This is a genomic window from Micromonospora sp. NPDC005163 (assembly GCF_053599835.1).
The window spans coordinates 1-13,906 of sequence record NZ_JBSFYP010000110.1 but is presented as its reverse complement, the minus strand read 5'-3'; the positions used below and the strand labels follow the sequence as shown (position 1 = coordinate 13,906).

Annotated in this window: 14 protein-coding genes; 1 reads left to right on the top strand and 13 read right to left on the bottom strand. The window is 72.2% G+C overall.

Annotated elements, in window-relative coordinates:
- Positions 1 to 560 precede the first annotated feature (560 nt).
- Genes aroQ through ACWD6N_RS35950 form a run of 3 tightly spaced genes read right to left on the bottom strand, consistent with a single transcriptional unit; the run spans position 561 to position 3,077 of the window.
- Positions 561 to 992: a type II 3-dehydroquinate dehydratase gene (aroQ, locus tag ACWD6N_RS35960; RefSeq protein WP_354964232.1), complete on the bottom strand. Its 432-nt coding sequence runs from the start codon at positions 990 to 992 to the stop codon at positions 561 to 563.
- Entirely contained in the window at positions 989 to 2,068 is a 1,080-nt protein-coding gene (gene aroB, locus ACWD6N_RS35955) for a 3-dehydroquinate synthase (RefSeq protein WP_354964231.1), read from the bottom strand. Before aroB ends, aroQ begins: the two co-directional genes overlap by 4 nt.
- Before the next feature lie 10 nt (positions 2,069 to 2,078).
- Complete coding sequence (locus tag ACWD6N_RS35950; protein WP_354964230.1) at positions 2,079 to 3,077, bottom strand: helix-turn-helix transcriptional regulator; 999 nt, start codon at positions 3,075 to 3,077, stop codon at positions 2,079 to 2,081.
- A 79-nt stretch (positions 3,078 to 3,156) separates the two neighbouring features.
- Here ACWD6N_RS35950 and ACWD6N_RS35945 point away from each other — a divergent pair, with 79 nt between their 5' ends.
- On the top strand, positions 3,157 to 3,885 hold the full coding sequence (locus tag ACWD6N_RS35945) for an alpha/beta fold hydrolase (protein ID WP_354964229.1): 729 nt from the start codon (positions 3,157 to 3,159) through the stop codon (positions 3,883 to 3,885).
- Positions 3,886 to 3,954: 69 nt separating this feature from the next.
- Here the strand turns inward: ACWD6N_RS35945 and ACWD6N_RS35940 are convergent, their stop codons facing one another.
- The 10 genes from ACWD6N_RS35940 to ACWD6N_RS35895 form a co-directional block, all read right to left on the bottom strand.
- Positions 3,955 to 4,458: a shikimate kinase gene (locus tag ACWD6N_RS35940; RefSeq protein ID WP_354964228.1), complete on the bottom strand. Its 504-nt coding sequence runs from the start codon at positions 4,456 to 4,458 to the stop codon at positions 3,955 to 3,957.
- Positions 4,458 to 5,636: a chorismate synthase gene (gene aroC / locus ACWD6N_RS35935; protein ID WP_387325683.1), complete on the bottom strand. Its 1,179-nt coding sequence runs from the start codon at positions 5,634 to 5,636 to the stop codon at positions 4,458 to 4,460. Before aroC ends, ACWD6N_RS35940 begins: the two co-directional genes overlap by 1 nt.
- A gap of 553 nt (positions 5,637 to 6,189) precedes the next feature.
- On the bottom strand, positions 6,190 to 6,759 hold the full coding sequence (locus tag ACWD6N_RS35930) for a hypothetical protein (protein WP_354964226.1): 570 nt from the start codon (positions 6,757 to 6,759) through the stop codon (positions 6,190 to 6,192).
- A gap of 204 nt (positions 6,760 to 6,963) precedes the next feature.
- A complete protein-coding gene (locus tag ACWD6N_RS35925; protein WP_354964225.1) occupies positions 6,964 to 7,785 on the bottom strand; it encodes a shikimate dehydrogenase in 822 nt (273 codons plus the stop codon).
- A complete protein-coding gene (gene mltG / locus ACWD6N_RS35920; RefSeq protein ID WP_387325687.1) occupies positions 7,785 to 8,978 on the bottom strand; it encodes an endolytic transglycosylase MltG in 1,194 nt (397 codons plus the stop codon). Before mltG ends, ACWD6N_RS35925 begins: the two co-directional genes overlap by 1 nt.
- Positions 8,978 to 9,436: a Holliday junction resolvase RuvX gene (gene ruvX, locus ACWD6N_RS35915; RefSeq protein ID WP_354964223.1), complete on the bottom strand. Its 459-nt coding sequence runs from the start codon at positions 9,434 to 9,436 to the stop codon at positions 8,978 to 8,980. The genes mltG and ruvX overlap by 1 nt, the downstream gene beginning before the upstream one ends.
- A 73-nt stretch (positions 9,437 to 9,509) precedes the next feature.
- On the bottom strand, positions 9,510 to 12,188 hold the full coding sequence (gene alaS / locus ACWD6N_RS35910; protein WP_354964222.1) for an alanine--tRNA ligase: 2,679 nt from the start codon (positions 12,186 to 12,188) through the stop codon (positions 9,510 to 9,512).
- Positions 12,185 to 12,490 carry a hypothetical protein gene (locus tag ACWD6N_RS35905; protein WP_354964221.1) on the bottom strand — a complete coding sequence of 102 codons (306 nt, stop codon included), beginning with the start codon at positions 12,488 to 12,490 and terminating at the stop codon, positions 12,185 to 12,187. The genes alaS and ACWD6N_RS35905 overlap by 4 nt, the downstream gene beginning before the upstream one ends.
- Before the next feature lie 29 nt (positions 12,491 to 12,519).
- Positions 12,520 to 12,984 (bottom strand): DUF948 domain-containing protein, encoded by a 465-nt coding sequence (locus ACWD6N_RS35900; protein ID WP_354964220.1) that lies wholly within the window; start codon positions 12,982 to 12,984, stop codon positions 12,520 to 12,522.
- 154 nt (positions 12,985 to 13,138) lie between these two features.
- Positions 13,139 to 13,813 carry a hypothetical protein gene (locus ACWD6N_RS35895; protein WP_387325896.1) on the bottom strand — a complete coding sequence of 225 codons (675 nt, stop codon included), beginning with the start codon at positions 13,811 to 13,813 and terminating at the stop codon, positions 13,139 to 13,141.
- Between the last annotated feature and the right edge of the window lie 93 nt (positions 13,814 to 13,906).

The following is a 13,906-nucleotide window of genomic DNA, read 5'->3' as shown; positions in this document are numbered from 1 at the left end:
GGTGTCCGGATACCGGTGTTGTATCCGGACACCGCGACAACGCTGCCGGGCGGCGGCTGGGCCCGGCGCAGGCCGGCCAGCACTTCTGAAACACGCCCTAGCTGCGTCGAGGCGCGTTACCCGCCGTCGTTCGGGCGTCGACCGGTGCTGGCGACAGGGACCCGAGAACCGTGACAGATCGTCACGCTGGCACCTCAAGCCGCCCGCCACCCCCACGCCCTTTGCTCTGCTTCACCCGACGCAACAGTCACGGTCCGTGAGGCGCGGACGAGCACCCGACACCCCGACGAAAATCACATATCCGCAGCTCACCGCCTCTGTTGCGTCCGTTGAAGCAGAGCAAAGGACGCGAACCAGGAACGCTCTCCACCGGCGGGGGTCGGAGCCGCCGATGTCAATCGTGACGCTCGGTGACGAGGAGAGGGCATCACGATGGGTGAGACCTGGCGACTGCTCGCGAGCTGTCGGCATCACCGCCGACCAAGCCATCAGGCGACCAAGCCATCAGGCCACCAGGCCACCACGGCGGCGGGGGCTGCGGGCCAGAGCCCGAGTGCTGCTCAGCTGGAGCGGGTGGCCAGGTGGTGCAGGGCGAGTCGGTAGCCGTCGATGCCGAGCCCGCAGATCACCCCGGTCGCCACCGCGGAGATCACCGAGTGGTGCCGGAACTCCTCGCGGGCGTGGATGTTGGAGATGTGCACCTCGACCAACGGCCCGCGCAGCATGGCGCAGGCGTCCCGCACCGCGTACGAGTAGTGCGACCAGGCGGCCGGGTTGAGCACCACCGCGGCGCCCTCGTCGGCGGCGGCGTGCAGCCAGCCGAGCAGCTCGTGCTCGGCGTCGGTCTGCCGGACCGTCACGTCGAGCCCCAGCTCCCGGCCGGTCCGCTCGCAGAGCGCCACCAGGTCGGCGTAGCTGGTCGCGCCGTACACCGCCGGCTCGCGGGTGCCCAGCCGGCCCAGGTTCGGCCCGTTCAACACGTACACCCTCACGCCGTGCCCACCTCCCGGTAGGCGGCCGCGAGCAGCGCGTCGTCCGGGCCCTCGAGCATTGCCGGGCGGGCCAGCCCGTCCAGCACCACGAACCTCAGCCGGCTGCCGCGGGCCTTCTTGTCCACCCGCATCACGGCCAGCAGCTGCGACCAGGCGTCGGCCGGGTAGCTCACCGGCAGGCCGAGCGCGGCCAGGGTGACCCGGTGCCGGTCGGCGGTCGGCGCGTCCAGCCGGCCGGCGAGCCGGGCCAGCGCGGCGGCGTACACCAGGCCGACGGCGACGGCATGGCCGTGCCGCCAGCGGTAGCCCTCGACCTGCTCGATCGCGTGGGCCAGCGTGTGGCCGTAGTTGAGCACCTCCCGCACGCCCGACTCACGCAGGTCACCGGAGACCACGTCGGCCTTGACCCGGATCGCCCGCTCGATCAGCTCCCGGGTGACCGCCCCGCGCGGGTCGGTGGCGGCCGCCGGCTCACGCTCGATCAGATCCAGGATCGCCGGATCGGCGATGAAGCCGCACTTGACCACCTCGGCCAGCCCGGCCGCCAGGTCGACCGCGGGCAGGCTGTCCAGCGTGGCCAGGTCGGCCAGCACGCCGACCGGCGGGTGGAACGCGCCCACTAGGTTCTTGCCGGCGGCGGTGTTGATCCCGGTCTTGCCGCCGACCGCGGCGTCCACCATGCCCAGCAGTGAGGTGGCCACCGGCACCCAGCGCACCCCGCGCAGCCAGCAGGCCGCGACGAAGCCGGCCAGGTCGGTCACCGCGCCGCCGCCGACACCGACCACCGCGTCGGTACGGGTGAAGCCGGCCGCGCCGAGCCGATCCCAGCAGGCGGCGGCCACGTCGATCTGCTTGCCCCCCTCGGCGTCGGGCACCTCGATCGGCAGCGGCTCGACGCCGGCCGCGCGCAGCCGTTCGCCGAGCGCATCGGCCAGCCCCTTGAGCGGGGGCGCGTGCAGCACCGCCGCCCGGGTCGCGCCGGGCAGCAGCCCGGGCAGCGTGTCCAACAGGTCGCGTCCGACCAGCACGTCGTACGGCCGTTCGCCGCCGACCGGGATCCGGGTCACCTCGTCCATCGCCGGCAGCCTAGTCCAGCGGCCGGCGTGGCGAGGGCGGCCGCCCACCTGCTGGCCGGGCGGCCCAGTCCGCCAGCGCACGGGCGTGCTCGGCCACGGCGGTGCGCAACGCGTCCGGGTGCCGCACGGTGAAGGGGCAGCCCAGCCCGGCCAGCAGCGCCGCCATGCCGGGCAGGCTCTCCGCCCGCGCCCGCAGCAGCACCCCGTCGCCGGTGGCGGTCAGCTCGGCCACGGTGGGCGGGACGCGGCGTCGAACGGTGACCAGGTCGGTCTCCAGCAGCACCTCGACCTCGTGCGTGTAGGGCACGCCGGCCAGCGACCGGGTCACCCGGGCCACCGGGTCGAAGCCGTCCGGCACGGTGAACGTCGCCACGCCGGGCGTCACGGCGCCGATCCGGTCCAGCCGGAAGGTGCGGACCTCCCCGCGCCGGTGGTCGTGGCCGGTGACGTACCAGCGGCCCGCGTGGAAGACCAGCCCGTACGGGTCGAGCTCGCGGTGCGACGACTCACCTCGCCAGGAGCGGTAGTCCAGCGCCACCCGCTGCCGGTGTCGGGCGGCCGCGGCCAGGGTGAGCAGGGTGCCGGACGCCGGTCCCCGTTCCGGCTCCGTACGCCGCAGGGTGAAGCCGAGGTGCTCCTGCACGGCGGTCAGCCGGTCGGCGAGCGCCACCGGCAGCACCCGGCGGATCTTGGCCAGCGCGGTGGCGGTGGCCGGCAGTTCGGTGGCCAGCCCGACCCGTTCGGCGACGACCAGACCGAGCAGCACGGCCACCGCCTCGTCGTCGGTGAGCATCAGGGGCGGCAGCTTGTACCCGGGGTGCAGCCGGTAGCCGCCGTAGCGGCCCCGGTCGGCGATGACGGGGATGCCCAGCTCGACCAGGGTGGCCGCGTACCGGCGCACGGTGCGCTCGTCCACGCCTAGCCAGCCCGCGAGATCAGCGGCCGTCGAACGGTGCCGGGTCTGCAGCAGTTCGAGCAGGGCCAGCACGCGGCCGGCGGGATGCGACACCGACAACTCCTCGAAACCGGGCGGATTCTGTCCGGTTTCGATCGTACGGTCATCCGGTAACCGAGAGAAGGAGCGACAGATGGCGACGTTCGTGCTGGTGCCGGGTTTCTGGTTGGGCGCCTGGGCGTGGCGGGACGTGACCGCGGCGCTGCGCGCGCAGGGGCACGAGGTGTATCCGATGACGCTGACCGGGTTGGCCGAGCGGGACCACCTGGGCGGGCCGGAGGTGGGCCTGGAGACGCACACCGCGGACATCGTCCGGCTGATCGAGGTCGAGGACCTGCGCGAGGTGCTGCTGGTCGGGCACTCCGGCGGCGGCATGCCGGTCGCCCAGGCGGCAGACCGCATCCCGGACCGGATCGCCCGGGTGGTCTACGTGGAGAGCGGGCCGCTGCCGGACGGCGTCGCGCAGTTCGACACCGTGCCGCCGGAGGAGCAGGAGAAGCTTCGGGCCGCGATCGGCACCGGCCACCTGCTGCCGCCACCGGCCTTCGACCCGGACGCCGACCCGACCAACCTGGCCGGGCTGGACGAACCGACGCTGGCCCTGCTGCGTGCCCGGGCCACCCCGCAGCCGCTGCGGGCCGCCACCGAACCGGTGCGCCGCACCGGCGGTCGGCCGGTCCCGACCGCGCTGGTCGCCAGCACCTTCCCGCTGGCGGTGGTGCGGCAGATGATCGCCGAGCGGCACCCGTTCTTCACCGGGTTGGCCGGTGGCCAGCTGTTCGAGCTGCCGACCGGGCACTGGCCGATGCTCAGCGAGCCGAAGGCCCTGGCCGACGTGCTCGACGCCGCCGCCCGAGGCTGAGGAGAGGCCCCGCGAACGGGGAACCGCCCCGCCCGCCGCCCGGCCGGTCGCGCACCGGCCGGGCCGGCGTCAGCGGGTGAGCAGCGCGGCGATCTCGGCGACGATCTCCGCCGGGGTCCGGCCGTCGGTGGCCACCGTCGCGGTGGCCACCTCCGCGTACAGCGGCCGGCGCTGGTCCATCAGGTGCTTGAGGGTGGCGCGCGGGTTGATCGCCAGCAGCGGGCGGCCGGCGCCCAGCCCGACCCGCTTCACCGCGTCGGGCAGCTCGACCGAGAGGTGCACCACCCGGTGCCCGACCAGGGCGGCGCGGGTCTCCTCGGCCAGCACCGCGCCGCCGCCGAGGGCGAGCACCCCCGGGCTGGCAGCCAGCGCCGCGGCCACCGCGGCCCGTTCGAGGGTACGGAAGTGCTCCTCACCCTCGTCGATGAAGATCTCCGGGATGGGCTTGCCGGCCATCCGCTCGATGTCGGTGTCGGTGTCGCGGAACTCCACCCCGAGGGCCGTGGCGAGCGCCTCCCCGACCGTGGTCTTGCCGCAGCCGGGCGCACCGACCAGGACGACGACCGGCGCCATCAGCGGATGACCAGCGCGTCGAGGTAGCCGGTCACGTTGCGGCGGATCTCGGCGACCGAGTCCCCGCCGAACTTCTCGGTGGCCGCCTCGGCCAGCACCAGCGCGACCATCGCCTCGGCGACCACCGCGGCGGCGGGAACCGCGCAGACGTCCGAGCGCTGGTTGATCGCCGTGGCCGGCTCGCCGGTGGTGACGTCCACGGTGGCCAGGGCCCGGTTCAGCGACGAGATGGGCTTCATCGCGGCACGGACGCGCAGCGGCTCACCGGTGGTGATGCCGCCCTCGAGCCCCCCGGCCCGGTCGGTGACCCGGCGGACGCCGGTCGCCGACGGGATGATCTCGTCGTGCGCCTCGGAGCCGCGGGACCGGGCCTGCTGCCAGCCGTCACCGATCTCCACACCCTTGATCGCCTGGATCGACATCAGCGCGGTGGCCAGTCGGGCGTCGAGCTTGCGGTCCCACTGCACGTGGCTGCCCAGCCCCGGCGGCACCCCGTACGCCAGCACCTCGACCACGCCGCCGAGGGTGTCGGCGGCCTTCTTCGCGGCGTCCACCTCGGCGACCATCAGGGCGCTGGCCTCCGGGTCGAGGCAGCGCAGCGGGTCGGCGTCGATCCGGGCGGCGTCCTGCGGGCTCGGGCGCAGCCCGGACTTCGCGGCAACCGGGCCTAGCTCGACGACGTGCGAGACGATCTCGATGCCGAGCGCCTGCCGGATCAGCGCCTTGGCGACCGCGCCCACGGCCACCCGGGCCGCGGTCTCCCGGGCGCTGGCCCGCTCCAGGATGGGCCGGGCGTCGGTGTGGCCGTACTTCTGCATGCCGGCCAGGTCGGCGTGGCCCGGCCGGGGGCGGGTCAGCGGCGCGTTGCGGGCCTGCCGGGCCAGCTCGTCGGGGTCCACCGGGTCGGCGGCCATCACCGTGCGCCACTTCGGCCACTCGGAGTTGCCCACCCGGATCGCCACCGGGCTGCCCAGGGTGACGCCGTGCCGCAGGCCGCCGAGCACGTCGACCTCGTCCCGCTCGAACGACATCCGGGCGCCACGGCCGTAGCCCAGCCGCCGGCGGGCCAGCTCGTCGGCGATCTCGGTGGTGCTCACCTCGATGCCGGCCGGCACCCCCTCCAGCAGCGCGACGAGGGCGGGACCGTGCGATTCACCTGCAGTCAACCAGCGCAACACAGCGGTCAGTCTGTCACGGCCGGTGGCCGCCCCGACGTGCCGCCCGGCGCGTCCCGCCCTGCGGACGCGGACGTTGACGCGAACCTCGACGTGTGGGAGTGGTCGCTGGAAACTGCTGATGAGCACTGATGGAACGAGTTCATTGGGCTGGGTAGCTGGAAGCGCTACTGCTCGGGCCGCTTCTCACCCCCACCGGCCAGATGTTCGCATCGCGTTGGTCCGAGCGAGCAGGCACCGGGACGGAGGTGGGCGCTTGGTCAAGGTCGAGCCGGGACAACGACGGCGGCCCCGGTGATCGTCGGTCGGCGGTTCCATTTGGCTCCAACGGGTGTGCGAGGGCTCGGACGGAGCTGTCCGCCGCGGGTTGCGGGGTGAGGTCGATCGGGACCCACCTCCCGTCCTGCCGCATCCGGACCGGACCGGCGTGAACCTTCGCCTCGATCTGCCCGTTGGGGTGGGCGACGTACTCAGCCAACTCCGTGTCATGCCGGTGATCCGGACCAGCTGGCCGGTCATCCGGGCGGTGACGAGAGCAGCGATCTCGTCCGGATGCTCAAGTACCTCGGCCGGCTTGGGACGAGGTGCCGCTTCGGCTCGCTAAGCGGGCACCTCGGAGATGCTCGTCACGAGGCTTGCCACCAGGGCGACAGTCGCTGCCCGACCCCACCGAGACCTGACGAATCTTCCCCAGCTGGCGACGATCGCCGATCGGGGGCCGCTGGGCCCAGGCGCCCGCCCCCGCGGCGCTGCCCTGCGCTGGGTGCGCCCGCACCCGCGAGGCGAACTGCTGCCAGGCGTACACCCGCAGGGTGGCCCGGACGTTCACTGCGTCGGCGGGCAGGCCGCGCACCGCGAACTCCAGCAGCGCGTCGCGCTGGCCGTTGCGGTTGCCGTCGCAGAGTCGCGGGCAGCTGGCCAGCGTCGTCTTGACGCCGTTGTCGCCGTCCTGCGCGACCTGCGTGGCGGTGGTGTCCGCCGCCGCGGTCAGCACGATCGGTGACACCTCCGCCGCCGTCAGCGGCATCATCGTGGCCACCACGCCGGCACTCAGGACACTGAGGACGACGGCCTTGCGTCGCTTTCCTGCACCCGGTGCGGCGTGGTCGACTCCGTGCCTGCTCAAGGAACACTCCCTGTCTAGGCGGCGATTACCGGCAGCAGCGTATCGACCGGCGACACTCGTGGCGCGCAGGAAACCGAACCTACGACACGACTTAACCAAAGCATAAGAGAGGTCGCGTACAGGCAAGCAGGGCCGGCAAACGACCTGGCGGCGCGTCGGTTACGCCCACCTGGTCGGCGGACCCGGACGGCGGCGTCGCCCAACTCAGCGCCGTGCCGCGGCGAGCGCCGCACGCATCGCCTCGACCGGCGCGGGCACCCCGGTGAACTGCTCGAACTGGCCCACCGCCTGGGCGAGCAGCAGGTCGAGTCCGGACACCACCGGGCAGCCGGCGGCGAGCGCGGACGCGGCCAGCGGTGTCGGCCACGGATCGTAGAGCGCCTCGAAGAGCACGGTGGACGGTCGCCAGTGAACCGTCCCAGCAAGCGGGTCGGCAACCCCCTTCGGCACGGTCGAGACCACGACGTCGGCACCGGCCCGCGCGGCCGCGTGCTCCCAGGCCACTCCCGTCAGCTCCACCCCGACCGCCGCCGCCACCGGTCGCAGCTCGTCGACCGCCACCGCCCGCCGGGCCACCACGGTCGTGGAGGTCGCACCGAGTCGGGCGGCGGCGGCCAGGGCCGCGCGGGCGGTGCCGCCGGCGCCGAGCACGGTGACGCTGGCGCCGGGCGTCACCCCGGCCACGGTGAGCACCTGGACCATGCCCGCGACGTCGGTGTTGTCCGCGTACCAGGAGCCGTCGGGCCGGCGTACCAGCGTGTTGGCCGCGCCGACGGCGACCGCGACCGGCGACGCCTCCGCGGCCACCGCGAGCGCCGCCTCCTTGCCCGGCATGGTCACCGACAGCCCGGCCCACTCCGGACCGAGACCGGCGACGAGGTCCGACAGCTCCGCCGCCGCGCACTCGATCCGGGTGTACGACCACCCGACCAGCCCGGCCGCCGTGTAGCCAGCGGTGTGGATCACCGGGGAGAGGGAGTGCGCGATCGGCTTGCCCACCACCGCCGCCCGTCGTCGCAGCGTCATCAGATGATGCCGGCCTCCCGAGCCTTGGCCTTATTGCGCTCGTGCTGCTCGGACGTCTCGGCGAACTCGGAGTGGCCCTGCTTGTCGATCGCCACGAAGAAGACCCACTTGCCCGGTGGCGGATCCATCGCACCTGCCAAGGCTTCCTTGCCTGGGTTGTTGATCGGGGTGGGGATCAGGCCCCGCAGCTTGCGGTTGTAGGGGTTCTTCGGGTCGGTCAGCTCGGCTTCCGTCATGTCCGCGGACCTCTTGGTCGGTTTGCCGATCGACTCCAGGTAGTAGTTGACCGTGACGTCCATCTCCAGGCAGTTGCAGGGGAACTCCCCGTACACCCGGTTGTAGGCCACCCGGGCGACCTTGCCCAGGTCGTCTTTGTTGCCCGCCTCGGCCTGGGCCAGCGAGGACACGATCAACGCCTCGTACGGGCTGACCTTGCGTTCCTTCTGCACCCGATCGGCGAACTTCATCTCGCCGGTCACCGACAGGAAGTTGTCCACCATGAGCTTGAGGATGCTCTCCGCGGTGGCCTTGGGCGGGATCTCGTACGTGTCCGGGTAGAGGAAGCCCTCGACGGACTTGACGACCTTCTTGCCGTCGTCGCGCTTGAACCACCATTCCGGGACGCCGAGCCCCTCCGGGTCCTTCGCGGCGGCCTGGAAGTCCTTGACCGGGATCTTGGTCTTCTCGGAGAGCAGCTTGTAGATGTTCAAGCTGGTGCGGCCCTCGGGGATGGTCAGGCCGTTGACGATCTTGTTCTTCAGGTCGAGCATCGCGGTGACGGCGCTCGCGCCGCTCATCTGCTTGCGCAGCTTGTACGTGCCCGGCTGGATGTTCTTGCTGCGCGAGTTCGCCTCGGCGGCCTCGACGAACGCCTTCTGGCTCTTCACCACGTCGGCGGCGACCAGCGCGTCGGCCATGTCGGCGAGCAGTGCGCCCTGCTTGATCTCGACGGTGACCTCACCGGCGCCGGCGCCGTCGTAGTCCGGGGTGACGAAGTAGTTCTGGATCCGGTCGAAGCCGTAGAAGGCTCCGCCGCCGATGCCGCCCAGCAGGAACAGGGCCAGCAGCAGGGCCAGGAATGTCTTGCCCCGACCCCCGGACCCGCCCTTGCGCTTGCGGACGAAGCCGTGCCGGTGCCGACCCTTCTGCCCCCGCTCCGGCTCGTCGAACCCAAGATCCAGATCGTCGATCATTACGTCCGCCTCCGCTGCGCGTCCAGCCAGCTCTGCAGAATCTCCACTGCGGCCGCCTGATCGACAACCGCACGTTGACGCTTGCCCCGAACGCCACGCTCGGCAAGCCTACGAGAAGCGACCACGGTCGACATCCTCTCGTCAGTGAGCGTTACCGGGACGGGCGCTATCACATCGACCAGTCGGTCAGCGTACGCCTTCACGTGGACAGCGGCCGGGCCGTGCTTCCCGGCGAGATTGACCGGAAGGCCGACGACAACCTGGACGGCCTCGTGCTCGGCCACCAGCGCCGCCAGCTCGGCGAGGTCGCTCGGCACCGCGTCCGGCGCCGCGGTCAGGTCGCGGGCCAGGGTGACCAGCGGTACCGCCAGCACGCCGTCCGGGTCCGAGCGGGACACCCCCACCCGGACCTGACCGACATCCACCCCGATCCGCACCCCACGCGTCAGCTCAGTCACCGACCGTCACCCCTGGGCCCGAACGAACCAGGGCGGACCGATCGGCCCGCCCTGGTCGAACAATGGTCGTCCATCACGCCTCGGTGACCGCCTTCTCGACGGTGAGCAACAGGTTCGGCGCCTCGGCCGCCGGCAGGCCGCCGCCCTGGGCCAGATCGGGGCTGCCCCCGCCGCGCCCGGAGAACGCCGCCTTCACCAGATCCGAGGCGGCCAGGCCCCGACTGCGAGCGGCCTGGTTGACCGCCACCACCAGGGACGCCTTGCCGTTCGCGCGAGCCGCCACCGCGACCACCGCCGGCCGCGACGGGTCGATCTTGCCGCGGATCTCCTGGGCCAGCGTCCGCACATCGTTGCCGGCCGCGCCCTCCGGCGCCTCGGTGCCCACGTACGCCACCCCGCGCACGTCCCTGGCCTGCGCGGCGAGCGCCGCCGCCCCGCCCAGCACCAGCTGGGCGCGCAGCTTCTCCAGCTCCTTCTCCGCGTCCCGGAGCTGGGTGACGGTCTGCTCCACCCGGTCGGCGACCTGGTCGTTCGGCACCCGGTACAGCTCGGCCAGGCGGGAGACCAGCAGATGCTCGCGGGCCAGGAAGCCGAAGGCGTCCATGCCGACCAGCGCCTCGACCCGACGGACGCCGGAGCCGATCGACGACTCGGAGAGGATCTTCACCAGGCCGAGCTGCGCCGAGCGGGCCACGTGCGTGCCGCCACACAGCTCCCGGGCGTAGTCGCCCACCTCGACGACCCGCACCTCCTCGCCGTACTTCTCACCGAAGAGCGCCATCGCCCCGATCCGCCGCGCCTCGTCCAGCGACGTGATGAAGGCGTGCACCTCCAGGTCGGCCAGGAGCACCTCGTTGACCTGCTGCTCCACGTCGTGCAGCACGCTCGGCGACACACCGGTCGGGGTGTTGAAGTCGAACCGCAGGCGGCCCGGCGCGTTCAGCGAACCCGCCTGGGTAGCCGAGTCGCCGAGGAAGTTGCGCATGGTCTGGTGCACCAGGTGGGTCGCGGTGTGCGACCGGGAGATCGCCCGCCGCCGGGTGGCGTCGATCTCCGCGAAGCCGGTCTCGCCTGCACGCACCTCACCCCGGATCACCCGGGCCCGGTGCACGATCAGGCCGGGCACCGGCTGCTGCACGTCGAACACCTCGATCTGACCACCGCCCACGGTGATCATGCCCTGGTCGGGCTGCTGACCACCGCCCTCGGCGTAGAACGGGGTCGTGTCGAGCACCAGCTCGATGGTGTCGCCCTCGGTCGCCGCCTGGCGCGGGCCGTCCTCGCCGAGCAGCGCCCGCACCCGCGACTCGCGCGCCACCTCGCTGTACCCGGTGAACGTCACCGGGCCGTCCGCGTCGAGCACCGACCGGTACGCCGACACGTCGGTGTGCCCGGTCTTGCGGGCCTGCGCGTCCGCCTTCGCCCGGGTCCGCTGGTCGGCCATCAGCCGGCGGAAGCCCTCGCCGTCGACGCGAAGGCCCTGCTCCGCGGCGATCTCCAGGGTCAGGTCGATCGGGAAGCCGTACGTGTCGTGCAGCTGGAACGCCTTCGCCCCGGACAGCGCCGCGCCGCCCGCGGTGCGGGTCTCGGCGATCGCCGTGTCCAGGATCGTGGTGCCGGCGCGCAGCGTCGACAGGAAGGCTTCCTCCTCGGCGTACGCGTACTGTGAGATGCGGTCGAAGTCGGTCGCCAGCTCCGGGTACGACGGCGCCATGCAGTCCCGGGCCACCGGCAGCAGCTCAGGCAGCGCCCGCTCCTGCCAACCGAGCAACCGGATCGACCGGATCGCCCGGCGCACGATCCGACGCAGCACGTAACCGCGCCCCTCGTTGCTCGGGGTCACGCCGTCGCCGATCAACATCAGCGCGGTCCGCACGTGATCCGCGATCACCCGCAGCCGGACGTCGTCCGGGTGCGACTCGCTGGCCACGTGGCCGGAGTGCGCGCCGTAGCGCTTGCCGGTCAGCTCAGCCGCCCGGGCCAGGATCGGCCGGACCTCGTCGATCTCGTAGAGGTTGTCGACGCCCTGCAGGATCGAGGCCATCCGCTCCAGGCCCATGCCGGTGTCGATGTTCTTCGCCGGCAGGTCACCCAGGATCGGGTAGTCGTCCTTGGTGGTGCCCGGACCCCGCTCGAACTGCATGAAGACGAGGTTCCAGAACTCCATGTAGCGGTCCTCGTCGACCGCCGGGCCGCCCTCGCGGCCGTACTCCGGGCCCCGGTCGTAGAACAGCTCCGAGGACGGGCCGCACGGCCCGGGAATGCCCATCGACCAGAAGTTGTCCGCCTTGCCCCGGCGGACGATCCGCGCGGCCGGCACGCCGATCGAGCGCCAGATCTCGAACGCCTCGTCGTCGTCGAGATAGATGGACGGCCAGACCCGCTCCGGGTCGAGGCCGTACCCGCCCTGGTCCTGCGGCTTGGTGATCAGCTCCCAGGCGAGCGGGATCGCCCCCTCCTTGAAGTAGTCACCGAAGGAGAAGTTGCCGTTCATCTGGAAGAACGTGCCGTGACGGCTGGTCTTGCCGACCTCGTCGATGTCCGGGGTGCGGATGCACTTCTGCACGCTGACCGCCCGCTGGTACGGCGGGGTCTGCTGGCCCAGGAAATAGGGGACGAACTGCACCATACCGGCGTTGACGAACAGCAGGTTCGGATCGCTGATGGCGGGCAGCGGAGCGGACGGCACCACGGCGTGGCCGTTCGCCTCGAAGTGGGCGAGGTACCGCCGCTTGATCTCCGCCGTCTTCATCGCTGGTGTTCCTCCGGAAAGATTTCTCGATCACCGATCCGCGGGTCCTCCCGCAACTCGGCGAACTGGTCGTCGAACGCCTCACCCTGGGCGAACGCCTGGTGGATCTCCTGCTCGCGCTCGGCCATCCCAACCCGAACGTCCTCCACGAAGCTACGCAGCGATTCGACCAGCCCGCCAGCGGATTCCGACAACGTGCTGGCGATGCCGGCCGGGGTGTACGCCTGCGCGGTCCGGGTCGCCTTGCGGACCACCACCACGCCGACGGCCAGACCGATGCCGAGCCAGAACAACCGCCTCATGTCTCGCTACCTCCTGGTGGACCGGCCGGTCAGTGGTTGCCGCGCCGGGCGGCCCGCCGCTGCTGCTTGATGGTGTCGCGCACCTCGCGCTCGGTCTCGGCGTGCCGGCGGCTGGCGGCGGCACGGCGCACGCCGTAGCCGAACGCGGCCACCTTGACCAGCGGGTTCGCGGCCGCGGCGGAGACCACGGTGGCCAGGTTGGCGACGTTCGCGGTGACGTTCTGCGCGTGGCTGGTCATCGTGTCGACCTTCGCCAGCTGGAGGTTCACGCCGTCGAGCGAGGTCTGCACCTGCTCCAGGGCGGTGTTGACGTTCTTCACCGTGGTGTTCACGTCACCGAGCAGCGGCGCGGTCCGATCGTTGAGGTCGTTGATCATCCGGGTGGTGGCGTCCACCGTGTGCCGCAGCCGCAGGATGGGCAGCGTCAGGATGAGCACCAGCACCGCGAACGCGCACGCCGCGACCAGCGCCGCAACCTCACCAATGTCGCCCACGCCTGTCCTCCTCAAGCAGAGTTCCTCAGGACCCGACGCCCCCGGAACACACAACCGTGGTACCCGTATCGGGCCCGCCGAGCCGTCACCGGTCAGCGGCAGCGGGGCTCGGGCCCGCCAGCCCCAGACCCTACCGTCCGTGATGGAGACCCGCTCACGACGGTGAGGGCGTCAACTCACCCAGCGGGTCCGCGCTGACGGTCGGGAACGGATCCTCTCCGGTCAGTGACGGATCGGTGCTCGGCTGTGGCCTGGTCCGCTCGTCGTCGATCGCGTTGCGTACCTTCACCGACACCAACGAGCCGGCGCACTCCGCCGCAGCGGCCGACGGCTCGGGAGACGGCACGACCGCCGGTTTGTTGTCGACCGGCGGCGGCACGCAGGTCGGCTCGCGTACCCACAGGTCGAGGGTCAGCTCGTCACGACGCCAGCAGGTGTAGCTGCCCTTCGTCTCCGGCTCCGGGCAGCGGGCCACCTTCCACGGTTGCCAGCCGTCCTGGCGCAGCGCGCTCTCGTAGACCCGCGCCGTCTCCTCCGGCGACTTCTCCGAGGTGACGGTGCGCTCGCGCAGCCGGCAGTCGAGCAGGCACCAGCGGCTGCCACTGACGTCGTCGACCGTCTTCGCGGCGGCCCAGCCCGGCACGTTCAGCTGGTCCAGGTTGTCGAAGACCGGGTCACGGCTCAGCGTACGGATGCCGAAGAAGAGCGGCACCGCACCGAGCAGCACGATGCTGACCAGCGCCAGCACCGCCGCCCGCAGGCGGCGACGCTCGCGCGACTGCCGGCGCGCCTCGGACCGGCCACCCGGGGCAGCGTCGTCGTCGGACACGTCCCGGCCGGGCGCGCGCAGCGCGGGCCCGGCGGTCGGCTCGGGCGCCGGCCGGTCCACCGCGCCAGCCCGCCGCCGAACCGGCGAGCCGAC

Coding starts and splice junctions, on each gene's coding strand:
- mltG (WP_387325687.1), bottom strand. CDS start 8,978: ATGATCGACGATCTGGATCTTGGGTTCGACGAGCCGGAGCGGGGGCAG.
- ACWD6N_RS35905 (WP_354964221.1), bottom strand. CDS start 12,490: ATGAGGCGGTTGTTCTGGCTCGGCATCGGTCTGGCCGTCGGCGTGGTG.
- ACWD6N_RS35940 (WP_354964228.1), bottom strand. CDS start 4,458: ATGGCGCCGGTCGTCGTCCTGGTCGGTGCGCCCGGCTGCGGCAAGACC.
- aroB (WP_354964231.1), bottom strand. CDS start 2,068: ATGGACGAGGTGACCCGGATCCCGGTCGGCGGCGAACGGCCGTACGAC.
- ACWD6N_RS35925 (WP_354964225.1), bottom strand. CDS start 7,785: ATGACGCTGCGACGACGGGCGGCGGTGGTGGGCAAGCCGATCGCGCAC.
- alaS (WP_354964222.1), bottom strand. CDS start 12,188: ATGAAGACGGCGGAGATCAAGCGGCGGTACCTCGCCCACTTCGAGGCG.
- ACWD6N_RS35945 (WP_354964229.1), top strand. CDS start 3,157: ATGGCGACGTTCGTGCTGGTGCCGGGTTTCTGGTTGGGCGCCTGGGCG.